The following is a 20,911-nucleotide window of genomic DNA, read 5'->3' on the forward strand; positions in this document are numbered from 1 at the left end:
CTTGCGTACCCCACTGAAAACCGCCACGCGCCAAGTGGCGTTTTTCCTGCCCAGAGTCCGGCAGATGGACGACCCGTTGGAGCAGATGCGCCAGCGCATCGACAGTCCGCAGGGGCGCGAGATGATCACCCGGCGCTTCGCCACGGTGGAACCGGTGTTCGGCAACCTGCGCCACAACAAGCGCCTGGACCGCTTCACGCTGCGGGGCCGGGAGCGCGTGGACGGGCAATGGAAACTCTATTGCCTGACCCACAACATCGAGAAACTGGCTACCCACGGGGCCTGGCGATGAATGCCGTCCCCCGCAACCGAGCCGACCGCGCCCATCGCCAGGGCTTGCCAGCCCTGCATGGGCGTCAACCGGGCCGACTTTCAATCCAGAGACTCCCGAACACCCTGTTGATCACCCACCCCGGCCGCACGCAAAAAATCGCGGCGCGGGGAGGTGGCAGTGGTGTTTTCTGGGTTTTTCTACAGCTTCGTTAGACATTGCAGGTAAATTACGTGAACACCTCAACGAAGGATCGTACCGTCGCAGCAGCAACCCCCTTTATGGTTCTGGTCGTATCATATTTGCTCGCGCCCTGGTTACTCCTGCTACTGCCCCCGGCCCTATACTTTATCTACAGAAAACTATCACTTGATTTATCAAAAAATACTTCCTTGGCCATATTTGACCTGATTGTTTCATTGGTTCTTATAGGTCTTGCCGCTGGAGCAATAATTGGTTCACTATTAATTGTTGCTCGCGACGGCGAATTCACAATACCACTTATCTCAAGCGGATTGTTAGCAACCACTCTCACCATAGTTTTTGGGCTATATTTTTTGGGAAGCTTAATAAAACTAAGCCTCATGTCATATCAAGAAAAACCTTATAGACCAAAACTCTCTATGGGTATCTTCGAAGCCCTTAGAGGCAAACGAGCAAGCAATGTCTAACAACTGGTTCAAATCGATCGCTTCGCTCACTGGGACGGGCTAAAGCTCGCCCCTTAACCAAACGTTATAAATTTCCACTTGAGCCAGCAGAATGCACATAACCTTAGATTGCTCTAGCTATGAATCAGCAAAAGCCTCGGTCAGCCGAATATTTAATACGGATGAAACAACGCTTATAGGAGCATTGAAAACCCTACCCCCATATCAAGATACTAGCCAAAGCCCAAGCACACACATCTACCAGCAGATTTTCCTCAAGATTGGCTCACCAATTGATGATTTCAAAACAATTTGGTTTCACGGCACAAGAGTGGACAGTCCCGCCTCTTTTCACCTAGACGGAATTCTTCCAAAAAGCGTAATGAAACCAAAGCTTAAAGCCACTCTAGCTTCTTTGGTCGATGGCCTTGCTCACTCCGGAAGAAATCCATTCTCACTATCCTTGGCAGGCAAGCAAACTAAGGCAGATGAAGGGCCATTTGCAGTTTTATTCAAAGACGTAGCTATTCATGCGCCAGGAGCCAATCATAGCTACATAGAGGCTCCTGAAATGGTGGAAGATATTGCAGGATCGCTATTGGGGGAAAACTACCACCTACTTGTCGAGCGCTATAAAAAAATCACCAAGCCATACATAGTTTCATTCGTTGAGCAATCATCGGGATACGAGTTACCTTGTGTGCTGTGGTATATCCACCTGATTGAAAATGGCGAGACATTTATCGATGCGGCATCAATTGCTAACACATGCTTCAATGCGGGCGGAAAGCTCATAGCCCCACAACAAATTCACAAAATAGAACCAGTTGAAAATGTATAATTATAGTTATGCGTTTTGAGGGTCCGATGTCGCGATTTCTCAGAATCATGAAGTGGTCCGCTATTTCCTCTGCGGTGTTGCTCGTGCTGCTTGTTCTGTTTTGGAAGCCAATTCTCCGTTTTGTCTTTCACGACCTACCATTCATGGGGAATAGCTTTGACCGTACAGTCTGGTCTTCCGCGCTGAGTTGCAAGAACGATCAAGACTGCTTAGACAAAGAGATGGCTTGTCTCCGCGGCCCGATGTACCGAGATTTGGAGAAAAATCACTTGGTAATGGAAACGTCCAAAACAAAAGTCACAGGCCTAATCGGTGAGCCTACGCGGCCAGCAAAGAACAACTGTCTTGACTACGAGCTTGGCTACTGTTCGGGCTTGAAAATCGATACTGACTACTTGCGCGTCTGCTTCGATAACAGTGAGAAAATTACGAGTGTTTATCACTGGCAAAGCTAAGCTGCATAGGCCGGCAGTCGAGAGGGATAGTCAAAAAGCTGCGCTTTCGGGCTCCCTCCGCGATTCGCGCTCCGGCTGCCCATCACTTTTACGTTAGGATGACACGTTGAGCCGCATCATATTATCCATAGAGTTAGTTATTCTTTGTGGACCAGCGATCACTCTTCTTGCCCTGGGAATACTGTTCTTGCCAGCATCGTTGACTGCTTTGTTTTTTCATCCATTCAATAGTGGTGATTGGCCGGCAGCCGCATTAATTACAATCTGCGGGGCGTGGGGCGTAGTTTCGCTAGCAAATTTAGCGCGCTATGCATATAAAAAAGAGGGGAAATGGCCTGGGCGGCCAACACAATGGCTTGGTGTTTTAATGGGGCTTTCTGCTTGTGGTGTTGGAATTCTGACTAGCACGGGTAATTATATTATTCTTGCCGTGTTCGCCGGTCCAGTAATCGCCACAGCACATCTTTTATACTTGGCAAAGTTTTGTGAGGTTGCATCCTGAAAAATAGTTAAAATCGCTCGCTTCGCTCACTGGGGCGGCCTAAATCCCGCCATTTAACAAAGCGTTGGCGGCCACTGGCTGATGCATATATAGGGTGGTTAAATGTTGGCCCGTAAAATTGTCAAATTAACGATCATTGCAATAATTTTTGGACATGCCATAGGAAACCTCCCAGTCATTAGTGAGCTATATTTTTTTGTCAATCTAACGCCGTCTTCCCAAGGAATTTCTTCAGGAATTAACACGGCAGCAGCCTCTGGCTTGAGCCTCTCAATGATATTCTGTCTGATCAGTACAGTTATTTACTCCCTGCTGAACAAAGAGGACATTGCGCTAATTCAGGTATTTGAATGGTATGGGTGCCTCATATTTGGTGGCGCATTATTTGTATTTTTTTACTGGCTAGCATTAAATATATGGTCAACCACTTTCCCTGAGATACAGTATGGTCGTGGTGCTCGGGCGCTGTATCGCGCCAGCTTAGAAAGTGAACTATGGCTTGGTGCTGTAAGTTTTCTTCTTCTGCTGATGGGTAATCTGGGGTTGTACTTATTGGCTAAAATTCCATTTTCCTTGAGGGATTCATCACCGCAAAGTGGCAGTAATAGCCAATAAAATTGCTAATAAATGGTTAAAATCGTTCGCATCGCTCAGTGGGGCGGGCTAAAGCCCGCCCCTTAACCAAACGCTAGCCTCTAGAGCCAGTCATCCACACACCAACACACAAGGAAAGTATATGCAGTGCCCAAAATGCAAATCGAATATGGAAAAGGTCCCAACTCAAGACGGCGTTATTGATCGCTGCGTTTCTTGCAAAGGACTTTGGTTTGACATGCTTGAGCATGAAGACCTCAAGTCTTACGCCAATATTCTTGATATTGGCAGCCCGGAGGTGGGTGAGACTCATAACAAGATTGATCGTGTAAACTGCCCGGTGTGCCCAAACAGCCCGATGACGCGCATGGTTGATCCAGGTCAGCCACACATATGGTTCGAGCGTTGCCCGAACTGTTTTGGTAGCTTCTTTGATGCTGGAGAATTCCGTGATCTGGCAAAGTTTACCTTTAGCGATTTTATCAAGCGTTTTTCTTTAACTGCTCGGGGTTAGCCCCCTGGCAACAGCATTCAACGCCGTTCGCTCCGCTCACTGGACTCGCAAAAGCTGCTTTTGCGAGTCTTTTAGCTTGATCGTTATAGGCCATTTCAGATGCAGTGGCAGTTTGACAAGGCAGAGAATGTCGCCGCCATTCCAAATAAATGTGGGCAGGTTATTTCTATCGTCCGTGAAGCTGCCAGTCACCCGTAGAAGTTGATTCCTCAGTGAAAAACGGGCAGCCCGCAGGCCGCCCGATCTATTTCAGCGCCCCCGCAACGCCTGCTCGCGGATCTGCTCCAGACTCTGCCGCGGAGTCAGCGCCTGCGGATCGACGCGGATCTCCAGCAGCGCCGCCTTGCCGGCCATACGGGCGCGGGTGAAGGCGCCGGGGAAGTCGCCGGTGTGCTCGACCACCTCGGCGTACAGGCCGTAGGCCTGGGCCAGGGCGGCGAAGTCCGGGTTGTGCAGTTCGGTGCCGCTGACCCGGCCGGGGTAGTGGCGCTCCTGGTGCATGCGGATGGTGCCGTACATGCCGTTGTTGACCACGATGAAGATCACCCGCGCGTCGTGCTGGATGGCGGTGGCCAGCTCCTGGCCGTTCATCAGGAAGCATCCGTCGCCGGCGAAGCTCAGCACCGTGCGCCCGGGCGCAGCCAGTGCGGCGGCGATGGCCGCCGGCACGCCGTAGCCCATGGAGCCGTTGGTGGGCGCCAGCTGGGTGCGGAAGCCCGGGTACTGGTAGAAGCGATGCAGCCACACCGCGTAGTTGCCGGCGCCGTTGCAGAGGATGCTGTCCTCGGGCAGGTGTTCGCGCAGCCAGGCCATGATCTCGCCCATCTGCACCGGGCCGGGCGAGGGCGGGCAGTCGAGATTGCTGCGGTAGTTCTGGTTGAGTTCCTCGATCCAGGCGGTGTGGCGCCGGCCGTTCACGACGGGCAGGGCGGCGGCCTGGGCGGCGAAGGCGGCCGGGCTGCTTACGATGGCCAGCGCTGGCTGGTAGACGCGGCCCAGTTCTTCCAAGCCGGCGTGGACGTGGATCAGGGTCTGCCTGGGGGTGGGGATGTCCAGCAGGCTGTAGCCGCTGCTGCTGATCTCGCCGAGGCGACTGCCGACCACCAGCAACAGGTCGGCCTGTTGTACGGCCTCGCGCAGTTCTGCGCTGGCAGCCAGGCCGAGGTCGCCGGCGTAGTGCGGGTGGCGGTTGTCGAACAGGTCCTGGCGGCGGAACGACAACGCGACCGGCAGGCGCTGGCGTTCGGCGAAGGCGCGCATGTCGGCGACCGCGGCGGCAGTCCAGCCACCGCCGCCGAGCACCAGCAGCGGGCGCTGGGCCTTGTCCAGCAGGGCCTGCATCTCGCGCAGCTGGTTGGGCGCCGGGTGGCTGTCGATGCGCCGGCTGGGCAGGGCGTCGGCCACCTCGACCACGTCGGTGAGCATGTCTTCCGGCAGCACCACCACCACCGGGCCGGGGCGACCGCTGATGGCGCGCTGGAAGGCCTGGGCCAGCTGCTCCGGCAGGCGCCGGGCGTCGTCGATCTGCACCACCCACTTGGCCAGCGGGGCGTACATCTGCCGGTAGTCGACTTCCTGGAAGGCCTCGCGGCCGAGCTGGTCGCGGGCCACCTGGCCGATGAACAGCAGCATCGGCGTCGAATCCTGGAAGGCGGTGTGCACGCCCACCGAGGCGTTGGTGGCGCCCGGGCCGCGGGTGACGAAGCAGATGCCCGGCTGGCCGGTGAGCTTGCCATGGGCCTCGGCCATGTAGGCGGCGCCGCCTTCCTGGCGGCACACCACCAGGTCGATGCGTTCGCGCGCGTCGTGCAGGGCGTCGAGCACCGCCAGGTAGCTTTCGCCGGGCACGCAGAAGGCGCGCTGCACACCGTTGAGCAGCAGGGCGTCAACCAGGATCTGGCCGCCGCTGCGGGGTTTGATAACGGAATTCACGGGTCACTCCTTCGCATGCAAAACGGGCGCCCGCGAGGCGCCCGTAGATGGCTGAGGTCGGTCGCGTTACTGCGCCGCCTGTTGCGGTTTGAGGAACTTCGGATTGGAGTTGCCCCACACCGTGTAGAGGTCGGCGAGCAGGGCGTCGTTGAACTCTTCCAGCTCGCCCTGGGTGATCTCCTCGCTGCCTTGCTTGCCGAACAGCACCACCTCGGCGCCCGGAGCCACGTCGGGGATGTTGGTGACGTCGACCATCAGGGTGTTCATCGACACCTTGCCCACCACCGGAGCGCGATGGCCGTTGATCAGCACCGCGGCCTTGTTGGTGAACAGGCGGCGGTAGCCGTCGGAGTAGCCCACCGAGATGTTGGCCAGGCGCGAGTCGCGGCTCAGGGTGTAGGTGCCGTCGTAGCCGACCTTGTTGCCGGCCGGGTATTCGTTGACCGAGGCGACGCGCGACTTGAAGTTCATCACCCGGCGGTATTCGGTGAAGGACGGGATGGTGTCGCCGTACAGCGCGCCGCCCGGGCGGACCAGGTCCAGATTGGCTTCCGGCACCGACAGGGTGGCGAAGGAGTTGGCGCAGTGCAGCACCAGCTGGCTGCGATCCAGCTTGCCGTGCTCGATGACCCAGGCGGACTCTTCCTTGAATTTGGCCAGGCCCTTGAGCACTTCCTCGCGATCCTCGACCGGGAAGTGGGTCATGATCCCGGCTACCTGCAGGCCCGGCATGTTGACGATGTCCACGGCGGCCAGCTTGCCTTCGGTGGTGCTCATTTCCAGGCCGTTGCGGCTGATGCCGGCGGAGTTCAGGCCCAGGTGGATGCGCAGGGTCTTGCCCTCGGCACGGGCGGCTTCGGCGACCTTCTCGGCGAACTCGAGGTCGCCGACCAGTTCTTCCATGTCGTACTGCAGGGCGCCCTGGACTTCGCCCAGGGTGGCGGTGCGCACGCGCATCAGCCGGCCATTGAAGCCATTTTCACGGGCGATGCGCGCTTCTTCGTTGCTGGCCACGCCGATGCAGGGGATGCCGCTGGCGATCACCGAGGGCATCAGCAGGTCGATGCCGTGGCCGTAGGCGTCGGCCTTCATCACCGCGCAGATCTGCGTCTTGGCGCCGACGTGCTTCTTCAGTGCAGCGATATTGCTTTCGAAGGCGACCTTGTCGACCTCGATCCAGGCGTTGGCGGACTGCGCCGTGGCACTGGCGGCGTCGGCGGCGCCGGTGGCGTTGATCAGGGTGGGCGCAGCCAGTGCATGACCGGCGAGCAGGGTGAGGGATATGGCGGCGGCGAGGGTGCTGCGCTTGAACATCCTTGAATCTCCTTGGCGTTGTTCTTGTAGGAGCCAGCGGGTATGAGACTGCCCCGGCCGGTTTCCGGCCGGGGCAGTGAGCCCGCAGGGTGCGCAGGGCGCAGCCCATCCCCCGGGGCGCCAGGCGCCCCCTGCGGGTATTGCAAAGGAATCAAACGGAACAACTGCCCGCCGAAGCGGGCAGGGGGCTGACTCAGGCCGCCTCGCGGGCCTCGTCGGCGTGTTCCTGGTAGGCCTTGCCGAAGCGGTTGGCGAGGAAGTCGTCCAGGGACACCTGCTCCTGGCTGATGAAGCCGGACTGCGGCAGGCGCTTGGCGCGGAACAGGTCCAGGGCGGCGCAGATGCCGGCTGCGGTGGTGATCTGGATGGCGCTGGTCAGGCGGCCGCCCTGCATGTTGGCGAAGATCTTGCGGCTGAACACTTCCTGCACCAGCTTGCCGTCCTTCAGGCCGTTGACGGTGACGAACACCAGCACCACGTCCTGCATGGTGGTCGGCACGGCGCCGCGCAGGATGTCCTTGAGCTTGTCCTGGTTACCGGCCAGACGCAGGTCCTCGAGGAGGAACTTCATCAGGTCGCGGTGGCCCGGGTAGCGCACGGTCTTGTAGTCCAGAGTCTCGACCTTGCCGCTCAGGGTGTCGCACAGGGTGCCCAGGCCGCCGGAGGTGTTGAAGGCTTCGTACTCGACGCCGTCGAGGGAGAAGTGCTCCAGGCCTTCCATCGGCTGCACCAGCTGCAGGCGGCCATTGCGGATCGCCTCGCACGGGTGGCAGTACTCGTTGACCAGGCCGTCGACGCTCCAGGTCAGGTTGTACTTCAGCGAGTTGGTCGGGAACTCGGGCAGGGCGCCGACGCGCATCTTCACTTCGCGCACGCTGTCGAAGCGGGCGGCCAGCGAGTGGGCGGCGATGCCGATGAAGCCCGGTGCCAGGCCGCACTGCGGCATGAACGCGGTCTTGGCGTCCTTGGCCAGCTCCATGATGGTCTTGGTGGCGTGCACGTCTTCAGTCAGGTCGAAGTAGTGGGTGCCGGTGTTCTTGGCCGCCTTGGCCACGCCGATGGCCATGTGGTACGGCAGGGCGTTGAGCACGGCGTCCTGGTCGGCCATGGCCTTTTCCAGGGCGGCGCCGTCAGCCGAATCCAGCTCCAGGGTGGCGATACCCAGTTCGGCAATGGCGCCCAGCGAGCTGCGGTCGCGGTCGGCTACTAGCACTTTGTAGTCACCGGTGTTGTTCAGCAGTTGAGCGATGGTGTAGCCGATGTGACCAGCGCCAAGCAGGAGTACGTTCATTGTTGTTGTCTCCGGGTTCGGTTGAATACGGAGCCAGTCTAGGTGGGGCGTCTGTTCGTCGATAAGACGTAAAAAGCCGCGTTTCGATGACGCAACAAGTCAATCTGACGAGACTGACGGACAATCTGTCGCAAGTGCGCAGGCGAGGCAGATTTTTCCGGCTTCGCTGGCCGAGGTGGTTGAACTGGCGCCTTGCTCAGGCGGCAGCCACCGCATCGCGGGCGTGATCCACGCCCCTTCCGGCCGGCCAATGACTCTGGCCAAACCTCCGCTGCAGTGCCAGCATGACCTGAAGCTATCCGCATCATCCGGGGGCAGCGCATGGCCAGCAGTGAACTCTTGGCATCCCTGACCGCCAGCCGTCTGCAGGCCTTGCACCGCGACGGTTTCGTACTGCTGCCGGGGGTGCTGGATGCTGGCCAGATCAGCACCCTGCGCACGGCGATCGACCACCTCGAACCCCAGCACTGGGACTACAGCGGCCTGTGCGACCACTACAAGTGCGTATTCAACCGCGACCCGCTGTGGCTGCCGTTTCTCGATCTCGGCGGGATCATCGAGCTGGCCGAGGCCGCTCTCGGCGCCGATTGTCACATCATCGGCCAGACCGCCTGGCGCAGCCATCCCGGCTTCGTCGGCGCCGCACTGCATCTGGACTACCTGGTGATGGAGCTGCCGCCAAGCCTGCTGGCCGATCCTGCCTTCGAGTTGCCGATGCAGATCTGCACCGCGCATCTCTACCTCGACGACATCGATGCCGACCTCAGCCCCACCCGGGTGATCCCCGGTAGCCACCGCGCCGGGCGGCCGCCCACAGCCGGCGAAAGCCACTGGCAGGGCCGTACCCTGCAGCCGGTGCTGTGCCGGGCCGGCGACGTGCTGATGTTTCGCAGCGAGCTGTGGCACGCCGGCAGCAACAATCTGACCCGCGACCGCACGCGCTACCTGCTGCAGGTGCACTACGGTCGGCGCATGGTGGCGCAGAAGTTCTCGCCCTACCTGCTCTGGCGCTTCAATCCCGCGGTGCTGGCTGCCGCCACGCCCCGGCAACGGCGCCTGCTGGGCGAGCACGAGGAAGCCGAATACGACTGAGCGGTTGCCGGTGCCATTGGCAACCCGCTGTTCAGTAGCCGGTCATTTCCAGGTAGCCGCGCCCGCCGGGGCTGCCCTTGAGGCGTACCGGTCCTTCCCAGTAGGGAAACGAGGTTCCCATCCAGGCGCGCGGCTGGATGGCCTCGACCTGCACATCCACGCCGTGATCGGCAACCTGCACGCGCCAGCGGGTCGGCACCTTGCGGCCGTTGGCCTGGCGCGTCCAGGCCTGTTCGTCGAGCTGGATCTGTTCACCGCGCAGCGCCTGGCTGCGACCGTCGGCGGCGATCCATGTGCCGGCGCGGTAGTGCTGGCCGTCAGCCTGACGCACGCGGAACAGCATCAGCTTGCTGCCACCGTCCAGGTGCAGGGAAAACCAGTCCCAGCCCTTTTGATCGGCGGCCAGCGGCTGGCTGCTCCACTCCCGATCCAGCCAGGCCTGGCCGCTGACCGCGTAGCGCTGACCCGCGCGCTCGATCTCGCCGCTGACCCGGTAGAACGGCTGGCTGTAGTACCAGGACGCCTGGCCCTGGCCGGATTTCACGCTGTAGCCCTGCTCGCCGTGCAGCACCAGCGGGCCGTCGCTGTCGAGCTGCAGGCGGTAGCGGAAATCCCTGCCGGAGGCCTGCATCTGCAAATGCTGCAGACCTTCGCCGGCGGTGCTGTGCAGCGACCAGTCGTCGATCCAGGCGCGGAAGGGCTGCGCCTCGACGCCGGCCTGGCCGATGCCGCCGCGAGCCAGGGTTTCGCCGGACTGATGGCCGAACGGACTGGTCAGGCCAGCGTGGCCCATCCACAGGTTGGGGCTGTTCCAGCCGGGCTCGTCGGGGCCCGGGCGCAGCGCCGAGCGGAACAGCGTCCACTGCACGCCCCAGTCGCGGCCCTGCGCGTCGCTGAGGTTGGCGGTGACGTACCACCACTCGATGCGGTAGCCGGGATGGGCGCCGTGGTCGGCCGGGAACTGCAGCGGCCGTCCCCGCTCGACCTGGGTGAAGGCGGCGGCCTCCGCGCCGAGGCCGGCGAAACCGGCGGATGGCTCCGGCGCCTGGTCGCAGGCTCCCAGCATGAGCGCGCCGAGGAGCAGGGCATGCCTAGCGTTCATCGGCGAATTGCCTCAGCAGCTCGGCGGGCTGGCGCCGCGCCAGTTGCCAGAGCGGCCCGGCGGCGGCGAGCAGGCTGGTGAGCAGGCCGAGCAGGCCCAGCTGCAGCAGCTGAGCGGGAAACACATGCAGCGGCAGGCGCCAGCCGAAGGCCTGCACGTTGACCACCGCCACCAGGCACCAGGCCAGCAGCACGCCCAGCGGCATCGCCAGCAGCACGGTCAGGCTGGCCAGCAGCAGCGTCTGTCCCAGGCTCAGCCAGGCCAGCCGCGTGCGGCTGACGCCCAGCGCCCAGAGGGGCGCCAGCTGGCTCAGGCGGCTGTGGCCAAGGGTCAGCAGGCTGATGAACAGGGCCACGCCGGCGACCAGCAGGGTCAGGCTGTTGAGCGCGGCGGTGGCGGCGAAGGTGCGCTCGAACACCGCGGCCGACCAGCGCTTCAGCGTGGCCTGCTCGCTCAGCCGCGTGGCGTCCAGGCCATAGCGCTGTTCGAGCTGTTCCTTGAGCGTTGCGACCTGCCCCGGCTGCAGGCGCAGGCTGAGATTGACCAGCCGCGCCTCGCGCCAGTGGCGGCGCAGCCACTCGGCGTTCACCAGCAGATGCCCCCTGGGATTGCCGTAGTCGGCGTACAGCCCCACCACGCTCAGCGGTTGCTCGCCCTCGGCGCCCGGCAGCGCCAGGCGGTCGCCCAGCCGCAGCTTGAGACGCCGCGCCAGTTGCTCGCTGAGCATGACGCCCTGGCCGGCGGCCAGTTGCGTCCAGGCGTCGGCGCGTTGCTCGAGCAGTGGCCAGTGCTGGCGGTAGCTGGGGTGGTCGACGATGCCCTGCAGCTGCACCGGCCAGCCCTGCAGGCGCAGGTCGACTCGCCAGCTCGGCAGGACCGCGTCGACGCCCGGCCGGTCGGCGAGCCAGGTACCGATGTCCAGCGCCTGCGCGGTATCGCGCGGGGTCAGGTACAGGTCGGCGGACAGGCGCTGGTCGAGCCAGCCGACGAAGGTCTGGCGAAAGCCCTCGGTCATGCTACCGACCCCGACGCTGGCGGCCAGCGCCAGCAGCAGGGCCATCAACGCCAGCGCCAGCGCCGGCAGTTGCTGGCGGCTGTCGGCCACGAACCACTCGGCCAGCGGTCCGCGGCAATGCCGGGCCAGCAGGGCCAGCGCGGCGTCGAGCAGGGCCGGCAGCAACAAGGCCGCCGCCAGCAGCAGGGCGGCGAGCAGTGCGAAGGCGCCGAGCAGGCTGTCGCCGAACCGCCAGCTGGCGGCCGCCAGCAGCCCGAGCACGCCGGCCAGCAGCGCCTGGCGGCGCAGCCAGCGACTCTGTGCCGCGCGCCAGGCCTGCGGCTGCGCCAGCGCGAGAAGCGGCAAGCGGGCGGCGCGCAACAGGCTGTTGGCCCCGGCCAGCAGCGCGCCGAGCAGGCTCATGGCGATCCCGGCCAGCCACCACTGCGGCGCCAGGCTCAATTGCCCGGCGACTTCCGCGCCATACAGGCCGCGCAGGCTGGCCGCGACATCGTCGAGCAGCAGGCTGGCCAGCAGGTAGCCGCAGGCCACCCCGGCCAGGCCGCCGAGCAGGGCGAACAGGCCCAGCTCCACGGCCAGCGCGCCGATCAGCCCGCGCAGGCTCACCCCGCAGGCGCGCAGGGTGCGCAGCAGGCCGCGGCGCTGCTCCAGGGCCAGGCCGATGGCGGCATGCACGATGAACAGGCCGACGAGAAAGGCCAGCAGGCCGAGGGCGCTGAGGTTGAGGTGGAAGCTGTCGGTCAGGCGCTGCAGGTCGTCGCCGGCGCTCGCCGGTTGCAGCTGCAGCAGCGCGGCCAGCTCGGCCGGCAGCGCTGGCGGCCGCGCCGCGAAATCCGCCGGCAGCAGCAGGCGCGAGAGCTGTCCCGGTGCCTGCAGCAGCGTCTGCGCATGGCCGATGTCGACGACGATCACTCCGGGCGCCAGTTGCTCGTGCACCTGCAAGGGCGGCAGGCGTTGGCCGTCGCCGCTGACTGCCCGCTCGCCGGGCTGCAGGCCGAGGCGCTGCAGGGTGTCCGCGGCGATCCAGGCCTGGCCCGGCGTGCCGATGAACGCGCGCAGATCCGGCATGCGAGCGGGCTGTCCGGCCAGCTGGGTGCCCGGCGGCAGGCTCAGTGGCTCGATACCGAGCAGTCTGACGCTGAGCGGCTCCGCACCGGCAAAACGCAGGCGTCCTTCCAGCACCGGCGAAACCGGCCAGCCGCTGCGGCGCAGCTGCACGTACGCCGCCTGGTCGAAGCGCTCGCCCCGGCGCGCCACCAGCTGGGCCTGCGCCGGCCCGGCCAGCAGCGCACTGGCGCGCGCGTAATCGGCGCGGGCCTGGCTGTTGAGCGCCTGCACGCCGGTCCACAAGGCGGTGGCCAGCCACAGGCCGGTGAGGATGCTGAAGAACTGCAACGGATGCCGTCGCCAGTGACTGAGCAGTGCCAGCAGGCTGATGCGCAGCATGGCCATCATGCCCCCAAGGGCTGGACGCGGCCCTGGCGCAGGTACAGGGTGCGACCCAGACGCGCGGCCAGGCGCGCGCTGTGGGTGACCATCAGCAGGCTGCTGCCCGCCTCGCCGACCAGCGCCAGCAGCAGCTCGAGCACCGCTTCGCTGCTGGCTTCATCCAGGTTGCCGGTCGGCTCGTCGGCGAGCAGCAGCGGCGGCCGCGTCGCCAGCGCCCGGCCGATGGCCACGCGCTGCTGCTGGCCGCCGGAGAGCTGCTCGGGATAGCGCGCCAGCAAGGCCGCCAGCCCCAGACGCTCGGCCAGATAGGCGACCCAGGCCGGGTCGTGGCGCCCGGCCAGGCGCGCCTGGAAGGCCAGGTTGGCCGCCACGTCGAGGCTGCCGATCAGGTTGTACTGCTGGAACACCAGGCCGATGCCTTCGCGCCGCCAGCGCGCCAGCTCCGCTTCGCGGCGCCCCTGCAGGGGCACGCCGTCGACCAGGATGCGCCCGCTGTCGACGCGCTCCAGCCCGGCGATCAGGTGCAGCAGGGTGCTCTTGCCGCTGCCGGACTCGCCCATCAGCGCCAGGCTGGTGCCGGTCGGCAGTTGCAGATCGACCCCGCGCAACACCGGCAGGCTGCCCTGGGCGGTGGCGAACGACTTGCGCACATTCTCGACGATCAGCATGTGCGGAACTCCTGCACGCTGGAGTGAGAAGGATAGCTGGGCGGGCCGCCGCGAAGGTGATGACGGCCGGCGCCGATCCGCGCCTGGCATCGCGCCAGGCGGCCGAACTGCCGGGTGAAGAACGCGGCGGCGTATCGCCGGGGCTGCCGAGGCAGGGCCGCACCTTCACAGGCAGGGCCGACTGCACCAGAATCGAAGGCACCGGTGACGCGACGGGGAGGTGCCCAACATGAGCGTGCAGCTGAACCACACCATCGTCTGGTGCCGCGACAAGCAGCGGTCGGCGACCTTCCTCACGGAACTCCTCGGCCTGCCCAGCCCCAGCCGCTTCGGGCCGATGCTGGTCGTCCAGCTCGCCAACGGTGTCTCGCTCGATTTCTACGAGCACGCCGGCGAGATTTCCTCCCAGCACTATGCCTTCCTGATCGGCGAAGACGACTTCGACCAGGTCTTCGCCCGCATCCGTGGCCTGGGCCTGCCGTACTGGGCCGACCCCGGCAGGCACCGTCCTGGCGAGATCAACCACAACGATGGAGGGCGCGGGGTGTATTTCGAGGACCCCGACGGCCATTTTCTCGAGGTCATCACCCGGCCTTACGGCAGCGCTGGTTAGTACCCTTCGATCCGGCACCCAGCGCGATTGACCGCACGGGCAGGTAAGGCAGGTAAACTGGCGGCGACTTCAGCAGAGACCGCCCGATGAGTTGCACCAGCCGCAAGATCGACCACCTGCGCCGGCAGATCCCGGGGTTCGCCTGCGAGCCCGGTTGCCACGATTGCTGCGGGCCGGTCACCGCGTCCTCCGAGGAGATGTCGCGGTTGCCGGTGAAAAGCGACGCCGAGCATGACGCGGCGCTGGCCGAGTGGAACTGCGTGCATCTCGGCCCGCAGGGCTGCGAAGTGTACGAACAGCGCCCGCTGATCTGCCGCCTGTTCGGCACCACGCCGAGCCTGCCATGCCCCCGCGGGCGCGGCCCCGAGGTGCCGACCGAGGCCAATGTGGAGCAGCAGGTGCATGAGCTGATTGCCAGCACCCGCCAGGTGCTGGTCTAGCGGCCAGGCTGCCCCTGGGTTCTCAAGGTTTGCCGACCGGCGTGGCAGACGCCGCGCCGGCCTTCAGCGCGGCAGTCACCCGTCTCTGCATCGCGTAGCCGGGCGCTTCGACGCTGTCGTAGTCGCGGGTATAGCGTCGGGCGAACTCGGCTACGCCCCATTGCTGGTACTGCTGCACGTGCACCAGTTCATGGGCCCAGAGCGCGACGTCGTTGAGGGCGGCCTCCTCGCTGCGGAACACGATGATGTCCACCAGGGTGACGGCCTGCACGTCGGGGTTCTGCAGCATGGTGTTGGCGGCGTTGAACTCCGTGGCGTCGCCGACCTTGTAGCGGGCGGTCTCCAGCACCTGCAGGTCGAAGTAGGCTTCGAGCTGGACGCGGATGTTCAGCGGAATCGGCCGCACATCGCCGGCGGCCGCGGTGTTGCGCGACTGCACCAGCCAGCTCTCCAGCCCGGAGGCGGCCATCTGACCAACGCTGTCGTAGAGCTCGCCCATCTCCTCCCGGGTGCCGGGGGCGCAGAAGCAGGTGAGCATGCACACCTCGTGCTGCCCGGCCGGGCAGGCGGACGCGACGGCAGCGCTGTCGACGACGAACAGCAGCAGCGCTGAGCGGAAAAGATGGCGCAGGAAAACAGTTGGCAAGGAGGGCTCCGCGAGGTGAGGACGATCGGCAGGCGCTACGGGCGCATCGCCGCGCCCATTGTCGAATCAGCGGTTGGACCGCCGCAACTTGCGTTCGTCACCCGGGCTGGCGCCTTTTTCGCTGATTGGCGATGGCCCCGGGCTTTCGCGAAGCACAAAAAAAACCGCCCGCACCTCTCGGTGCGGGCGGCAAACGGACACACGCCATCAAGTGTCCGGTCCACATGCTCGTTGCTTCAGGCGGCGGTCTTTTCTGCTTTCGCCGGCTGGATATGTACCACCTGCACCGGCACCGCCTCCACGTGGCTCTGCGGCTTGGCATAGCGCTGCGGGGCGAAGTCGTGCAGCAGGCGCGCCTCGCGGGCCTTGACGCGCTCGACGCTGGCCAGCTTGACGTGGCCGTAGCCGCGGATCTCCTCGGCCAGCGCGGCGATGCGCACGGCGCCGTCGAGGTTGTCTTTGCTCAGCTGCGGCAGCAGTTCGCGGATGCGTGCGGCGTACTCCTCGATCAGCCGGCGCTCCATGCGGCGCTCCTCGGTCTTGCCGAACAGGTCCAGCGCGCTGCCGCGCAGCGCCTTGGCCTTGGCCAGCAGCGGGAAGACCTTCTGCAGCCACGGGCCGAGAGTGATCTTGCGGGCGCGGCCGTCCGGACCCGGGCGCGACAGCAGCGGCGGGGCCATGTGGAATTCGAGGCTGAAGTCGCCTTCGAACTGCGCTTCCAGCTGGGCGCGGAAAGTCGGGTCGCTGTACAGGCGCGCCACCTCGTACTCGTCCTTGTAGGCCATCAGCTTGGCGTAGCCGCGTGCCACCACCGGGCTCAGGCGCAGCTTGGCGTCCTTGCCGAGCAGGGCGCGTTCGGCGTTCGCCACCTCGTCGACCAGCGCGCGGAAGCGGCGGGCGTAGGCGGCGTTCTGGTAGTCGGTGAGCAGCAGCTCGCGGTGGGCGACCAGCTCGTCGAAGTCCTCGATCAGGCGGAATTCCTCCACCTCGGCGCTGCGGCTGAGCAGCTGGCGCAGGCCCTGCGGGTTGGCGCTGGCCAGGCGGCCGAGGCCGAAGGCGGCCAGGTTCATCGGCACGGCGACGCCGTTCAGCTCGATGGCGCGCTCAAGCGACTCCAGGCTCAGCGGGATCAGCCCGGCCTGCCAGGCGTAGCCCATCAGCAGGATGTTGGCGCCGATGCTGTCGCCGAGGGCGCGCTGGGCCAGGCTCTGGGCGTCGCACAGGTCGAGGCCGGCTTCGCCGACGGCGTGGCGGATCTTCTCCAGCAGGCCTTCGGTCTGCAGGTTGGCGTCCGGGTTCTGCACGAACTCGGCGGTCGGCAGCACGTGGCGGTTGGCGACCACCCTGGTGCGGCCGTGCTTGACGCTCTGCAGGGCGTCGGCGGAGGCGGCCACCACCAGGTCGCAGGCGAGCAGGGCGTCGGCCTGCTGGGTGTCGATGCGCACCTGGTTGAGGCGCTCCGGCACGTCGGCCAGGCGCACGAAGGACAGCACCGCGCCGCCTTTCTGGGCGAAGCCCATGAAGTCGAGCACGCTGGCCGACTTGAATTCGAGGTGGGCGGCCATGCTGATCAGTGCGCCGACGGTGACCACGCCGGTGCCGCCGACGCCGGTGACCAGCAGGTCGTAGGGCGCGTTCCACACGTGGGCCGCCGGACGCGGCAGGTTGTTCAGCAGCTCGGCGAGGGCGCGCTGGCCGGCCTCGCCCTGCAGGGCGCCGACGCCCTTGCGCACGCGGCCGCCCTTGACCGAGACGAAGCTCGGGCAGAAGCCGTTGACGCAGGAGTAGTCCTTGTTGCACGAGGACTGGTCGAGCTGGCGCTTGCGGCCCAGTTCGGTTTCCAGCGGCACCAGGGACAGGCAGTTGGAGGCCACGCCGCAGTCGCCGCAGCCCTCGCACACCGCCTGGTTGATGAACAGGCGGCGATCCGGGTCGGGGAACTCGCCCTTCTTGCGGCGACGACGCTTCTCGGCCGCGCAGGTCTGTTCGTAGATCAGCACGGTGACGCCGGAGGTTTCGCGCAGCTCGCGCTGCACCTTGTCCAGATCCTCGCGCGGGTGGAAGGCGGTGCTGGCCGGGAAGCGGCTGCGTTGGCTGTCGTACTTGGCGATGTCGTCGCTGAGTACCACTACCTTGCGCGCGCCCTCGGCGGTGACCTGCTGGGCGATGGCGTCGACGGTGATGGTGCCGTCCACCGGCTGGCCGCCGGTCATCGCCACCGCGTCGTTGAACAGGATCTTGTAGGTGATGTTGGCCTTGGCGGCGATCGACTGGCGGATCGCCAGGTAGCCGGAGTGGTAGTAGGTGCCGTCGCCGAGGTTCTGGAACACGTGCGGCACCTGGGTGAAGCGCGAGTGCGCGGCCCAGTCGACGCCTTCGCCGCCCATCTGGATCAGGCCGCTGGTGTCGCGGTCCATCCAGTTGGCCATGAAGTGGCAGCCGATGCCGGCCAGGGCGCGCGAGCCTTCTGGCACCTTGGTCGAGCTGTTGTGCGGGCAGCCGGAGCAGAAGTAGGGCGAGCGGCGCACGGCGTCGGCGAGGTTGCTCAGCTGCGACGGCGCAGTGAAGTCACGGACCAGCGGGCGGCGGTCCAGGCCGCCGGTCAGGCGGGCCAGCCAGTCGGCCAGCACCGGCATGATGCGCGACGGGCGCAGCTCGCCAAGCGAGGAGAGCAGCGGCTTGCCGTCGGCGTCCTGCTTGCCGAGCAGGCGCGGGCGCAGCTCGCTCGGCTGGTTGTAGAGCAGTTCGCGCAGCTGGCGCTCGATCACCGGCGCCTTCTCCTCGATCACCAGCACCTCGTCTAGGCCGCGCACGAAGTCCAGCGCGCGGTTCGGTTCGATGGGGAAGGACAGGCCGATCTTGTAGACGCGGATGCCGGCGCGGGCCAGGTCGTCAAGGCTGATGTCCAGGCGGCGCAGGCACTCGAGGAAGTCGAGGTGCGCCTTGCCGCAGGTGACGATGCCGAAGCGCGCCTGCTCGCAGGCGACGATGGTCTTGTCGATGCTGTTGCTCTTGGCGAAGGCGCGCACCGCGTCGAGCTTGTCGGCCTGGCGGGCTTCCAGCTGCAGCGACGGCAGGTCCGGCCAGCGGTAGTGCAAGCCGCCGGCCGGCGGGGTGTAGTCCACCGGGGCGTCGAAGCGGGTCTGGATGCGGTCGAGGTCGACGGTCGAGCCGCTTTCCACCACCTCGGAGAGCGCGGTGAAGCCGACCCAGGCGCCGGAGAAGCGCGACAGCGCCCAGCCGTACAGGCCGAACTCGAGGTACTCGGCGATGGTCGCCGGGGAAACGGTTGGCACGCTCCAGGCCTGGAAGGCCAGGTCGCTCTGGTGCGGCATGGAGGAGGACACGCAGCCGTGGTCGTCGCCGGCGACGATCAGCACGCCGCCGTTGGGCGAGGAGCCGTAGGCGTGGCCGTGCTTCAGGGCATCGCCGGCGCGGTCGACGCCCGGGCCCTTGCCGTACCAGTAGGCGAACACGCCGTCGACGGTGCGCTGCGGGTCGGACTCGACCTGCTGGGTGCCGAGCACCGCGGTGCCGCCGAGTTCTTCGTTGATCGCGGGGAGGAATTCGATCTGGTTGTCGGCCAGCATGCGCTTGGCCTTCCACAGCGCCTGGTCGACCATGCCCAGCGGCGAGCCGCGATAGCCGCTGATGAAGCCGGCGCTGTTCAGGCCACGCTCGCGGTCGATGGCGCGCTGCATCAGCGGCAGGCGGACCAGCGCCTGGGTGCCAGTGAGGAAGATCTGGCCGCGGGTGGCCTTGAGGTTGTCACTCAGCTGGTAGTCGCTGCGCAGCTGCACGGTGCTGGCGCGATCGGTCGCATGGGTCATTGTTGTTGTCCTGCGCGGTGTTGTTCTGTGGGGAATAGTGTTCCGCAGCGGGCGCAGTTTTTTGTTTCTCTTTTCTCCTGCATGGCAGTAGATTTGAGAAAAATACACTCGATATAAGTCGTTAAGGGGAATGAAATGCTCGATAAGTTTGCCCGCCAGCTGCTCCGCGAACTACAGCGCGACGCCCGGCAGACCATGCAGCAGCTCGCAGAAAAGGTCGGCCTGTCGACCACGCCCTGCTGGCGGCGCCTCAAGGAGCTGGAAGAAGAGGGGGTGATCCGCCGCTACACGGTGTTGGTGGATCGCGAGAAGGTCGGCCTGCAGAACTGCGTGTTCGCCGAGGTGGCGCTGAGCCGCCACGCCGGCGACGTGACCGCCGAGTTCGAGGCGGCGGTGGCCGCCACCCCGGAGATCGTTGCCTGCTACGCCACCACCGGCAAGGCCGACTACCTGATCAAGGTGGTCACCAGCGACATCAAGGCCTACGACGAGGTGCTGCAGCAGCGCATCTTCCGCCTGCCCGGGGTGGCCAGCGTGCACACCAGCGTGGTGCTCCGCGAGGTGAAGGACGAGGTGAGTCTGCCGTTGTGAGGGGGCGGCTGGCCTCGCAGGCAGCAGGTTGTCGTGCGAATGACCCGAGCAAAAACTGACTTGGGTCAACACCCGCCGCAATCCCGCGGGAAATCTCGGGGATTAGTCATGAAATGAAAAAACGCTGTCGCCGAATGAAAGGTCGACGGCGTTGCGCGCTCATAAATTCTTCCTCACGGCCCGTCCGGCCGAACGACCTTCGCCTGAGGAGAACAACAAGATGCGCGTAGAACCACTCACCTGCAGTATCGGTGCCGAGCTGATCGGCGTGAACCTCGCCGATGCCGTCCACGATGACGGCCTGTTCAACGAGATCAAGGGCCTGCTGCTGCAGAACAAGGTGCTGTTCCTGCGCGATCAGGACATTTCCCGCCCGGACCATGTGGCCTTCGCCCGCCGCTTCGGCGCGCTGGAGGACCATCCGATGGCGCCGACCCATCCGGAGGCGCCGGGCCTGGTGCAGATCTACAAGCGCCCCGACCAGCCGATCGACCGCTACGAGAACGCCTGGCACACCGATGGCACCTGGCGCGAGACCCCGGCGCTGGGCTGCGTGCTGCGTTGCGTGGAGTGCCCGCCGGTCGGTGGCGACACCATGTGGGCGAACATGGCGCTGGCCTACGAGCGCCTGCCGGTGGAGATCAAGGAGCAGATCGAGGGCCTGCGTGCCAACCACAGCTTCGAGGCGTCCTTCGCCGCCGCCATGCCGCTCGAGCAGCGTCTGGCAATGAAGGCGCAGTATCCGGACGCCGAGCACCCGGTGGTGCGCACCCACCCGGAAACCGGCGAGAAGATCCTCTTCGTCAACGCCTTCACCACCCACTTCACCAACTACCACACCAGGGAGCGCGTGCGCTTCGGCCAGGACTACAGCATGGGCGGCAGCGACCTGCTGCGCTACCTGATCAGCCAGGCGTACATCCCCGAGTACCAGGTGCGCTGGCGCTGGAAGCCGAACAGCATCGCCATCTGGGACAACCGCAGCACCCAGCACTATGCGGTCATGGACTACCCGGCCTGCCATCGCAAGATGGAGCGCGCGGCCATCGTCGGCGACAAGCCCTTCTGATCATCCTGAACACCACGCACAACCCCACCAAT

The 20,911-nt window shown here is 64.8% G+C and carries 19 protein-coding genes; 11 read left to right on the forward strand and 8 right to left on the reverse strand.

The annotated features are described in order from the left end of the window. The 6 genes from BM297_RS19325 to BM297_RS19330 form a co-directional block, all read left to right on the forward strand. Nucleotides 1-292, forward strand: a 292-nt coding sequence (locus BM297_RS19325; protein WP_217648290.1) for a transposase, incomplete at its 5' end; no start/stop codon positions are given. Between the two features lie 212 nt (nucleotides 293-504). Continuing rightward, nucleotides 505-942 (forward strand): hypothetical protein, encoded by a 438-nt coding sequence (locus BM297_RS21675; RefSeq protein WP_139231087.1) that lies wholly within the window; start codon nucleotides 505-507, stop codon nucleotides 940-942. A 91-nt stretch (nucleotides 943-1,033) separates the two neighbouring features. Beyond that, nucleotides 1,034-1,762: a hypothetical protein gene (locus BM297_RS21680; RefSeq protein WP_139231088.1), complete on the forward strand. Its 729-nt coding sequence runs from the start codon at nucleotides 1,034-1,036 to the stop codon at nucleotides 1,760-1,762. A 561-nt stretch (nucleotides 1,763-2,323) separates the two neighbouring features. Further along, nucleotides 2,324-2,719 carry a hypothetical protein gene (locus tag BM297_RS21685; RefSeq protein ID WP_139231089.1) on the forward strand — a complete coding sequence of 132 codons (396 nt, stop codon included), beginning with the start codon at nucleotides 2,324-2,326 and terminating at the stop codon, nucleotides 2,717-2,719. Nucleotides 2,720-2,821: 102 nt separating this feature from the next. Beyond that, nucleotides 2,822-3,334: a hypothetical protein gene (locus tag BM297_RS21690; RefSeq protein WP_139231090.1), complete on the forward strand. Its 513-nt coding sequence runs from the start codon at nucleotides 2,822-2,824 to the stop codon at nucleotides 3,332-3,334. Nucleotides 3,335-3,455: 121 nt separating this feature from the next. Further along, nucleotides 3,456-3,827, forward strand: coding sequence for a TFIIB-type zinc ribbon-containing protein (locus BM297_RS19330; protein ID WP_092434851.1), 372 nt, complete (start codon nucleotides 3,456-3,458; stop codon nucleotides 3,825-3,827). 249 nt (nucleotides 3,828-4,076) lie between these two features. Here BM297_RS19330 and BM297_RS19335 read toward each other — a convergent pair whose 3' ends face one another. The 3 genes from BM297_RS19335 to BM297_RS19345 form a co-directional block, all read right to left on the reverse strand. Further along, nucleotides 4,077-5,759: a thiamine pyrophosphate-binding protein gene (locus BM297_RS19335; protein WP_092434854.1), complete on the reverse strand. Its 1,683-nt coding sequence runs from the start codon at nucleotides 5,757-5,759 to the stop codon at nucleotides 4,077-4,079. 66 nt (nucleotides 5,760-5,825) lie between these two features. Then, on the reverse strand, nucleotides 5,826-7,073 hold the full coding sequence (gene alr / locus BM297_RS19340) for an alanine racemase (protein ID WP_092434857.1): 1,248 nt from the start codon (nucleotides 7,071-7,073) through the stop codon (nucleotides 5,826-5,828). Nucleotides 7,074-7,266: 193 nt separating this feature from the next. Further along, nucleotides 7,267-8,364 (reverse strand): saccharopine dehydrogenase family protein, encoded by a 1,098-nt coding sequence (locus tag BM297_RS19345; RefSeq protein WP_092434860.1) that lies wholly within the window; start codon nucleotides 8,362-8,364, stop codon nucleotides 7,267-7,269. A gap of 321 nt (nucleotides 8,365-8,685) precedes the next feature. On the opposite strand from BM297_RS19345, the gene BM297_RS19350 reads away from it, so the two are divergent. Next, nucleotides 8,686-9,456, forward strand: a complete 771-nt coding sequence (locus BM297_RS19350) for a phytanoyl-CoA dioxygenase family protein (protein ID WP_092434862.1) — start codon at nucleotides 8,686-8,688, stop codon at nucleotides 9,454-9,456. Between the two features lie 31 nt (nucleotides 9,457-9,487). On the opposite strand, the gene BM297_RS19355 is transcribed toward BM297_RS19350, so the two are convergent. Genes BM297_RS19355 through BM297_RS19365 form a run of 3 tightly spaced genes read right to left on the reverse strand, consistent with a single transcriptional unit; the run spans nucleotide 9,488 to nucleotide 13,690 of the window. Then, nucleotides 9,488-10,558, reverse strand: a complete 1,071-nt coding sequence (locus BM297_RS19355; protein ID WP_092434865.1) for a lipocalin-like domain-containing protein — start codon at nucleotides 10,556-10,558, stop codon at nucleotides 9,488-9,490. After that, the gene (locus tag BM297_RS19360; protein WP_092434927.1) at nucleotides 10,548-13,025 is read right to left on the reverse strand and encodes an ABC transporter permease; all 2,478 of its coding nucleotides are present in this window, start codon (nucleotides 13,023-13,025) and stop codon (nucleotides 10,548-10,550) included. Before BM297_RS19360 ends, BM297_RS19355 begins: the two co-directional genes overlap by 11 nt. Then, nucleotides 13,025-13,690 carry an ABC transporter ATP-binding protein gene (locus tag BM297_RS19365; RefSeq protein WP_092434868.1) on the reverse strand — a complete coding sequence of 222 codons (666 nt, stop codon included), beginning with the start codon at nucleotides 13,688-13,690 and terminating at the stop codon, nucleotides 13,025-13,027. Before BM297_RS19365 ends, BM297_RS19360 begins: the two co-directional genes overlap by 1 nt. A gap of 229 nt (nucleotides 13,691-13,919) precedes the next feature. On the opposite strand from BM297_RS19365, the gene BM297_RS19370 reads away from it, so the two are divergent. Both BM297_RS19370 and BM297_RS19375 read left to right on the forward strand, forming a co-directional pair. Next, on the forward strand, nucleotides 13,920-14,303 hold the full coding sequence (locus BM297_RS19370) for a VOC family protein (RefSeq protein WP_092434871.1): 384 nt from the start codon (nucleotides 13,920-13,922) through the stop codon (nucleotides 14,301-14,303). Between the two features lie 86 nt (nucleotides 14,304-14,389). Continuing rightward, complete coding sequence (locus BM297_RS19375) at nucleotides 14,390-14,743, forward strand: YkgJ family cysteine cluster protein (protein ID WP_092434874.1); 354 nt, start codon at nucleotides 14,390-14,392, stop codon at nucleotides 14,741-14,743. A gap of 22 nt (nucleotides 14,744-14,765) precedes the next feature. Here the strand turns inward: BM297_RS19375 and BM297_RS19380 are convergent, their stop codons facing one another. Next, a complete protein-coding gene (locus tag BM297_RS19380; protein ID WP_245768301.1) occupies nucleotides 14,766-15,389 on the reverse strand; it encodes an eCIS core domain-containing protein in 624 nt (207 codons plus the stop codon). A gap of 236 nt (nucleotides 15,390-15,625) precedes the next feature. After that, nucleotides 15,626-19,219: an indolepyruvate ferredoxin oxidoreductase family protein gene (locus BM297_RS19385; protein ID WP_092434877.1), complete on the reverse strand. Its 3,594-nt coding sequence runs from the start codon at nucleotides 19,217-19,219 to the stop codon at nucleotides 15,626-15,628. 135 nt (nucleotides 19,220-19,354) lie between these two features. Between BM297_RS19385 and BM297_RS19390 the strand changes: the two genes are divergently transcribed. Together BM297_RS19390 and BM297_RS19395 are read left to right on the forward strand one after the other, a co-directional pair. Then, a complete protein-coding gene (locus tag BM297_RS19390; protein ID WP_092434880.1) occupies nucleotides 19,355-19,810 on the forward strand; it encodes an Lrp/AsnC family transcriptional regulator in 456 nt (151 codons plus the stop codon). A gap of 220 nt (nucleotides 19,811-20,030) precedes the next feature. After that, entirely contained in the window at nucleotides 20,031-20,879 is an 849-nt protein-coding gene (locus tag BM297_RS19395) for a TauD/TfdA dioxygenase family protein (RefSeq protein ID WP_092434883.1), read from the forward strand. Nucleotides 20,880-20,911 lie beyond the last annotated feature (32 nt).

It is taken from the genome of Geopseudomonas sagittaria (assembly GCF_900115715.1).
GTDB lineage: Bacteria > Pseudomonadota > Gammaproteobacteria > Pseudomonadales > Pseudomonadaceae > Geopseudomonas > Geopseudomonas sagittaria.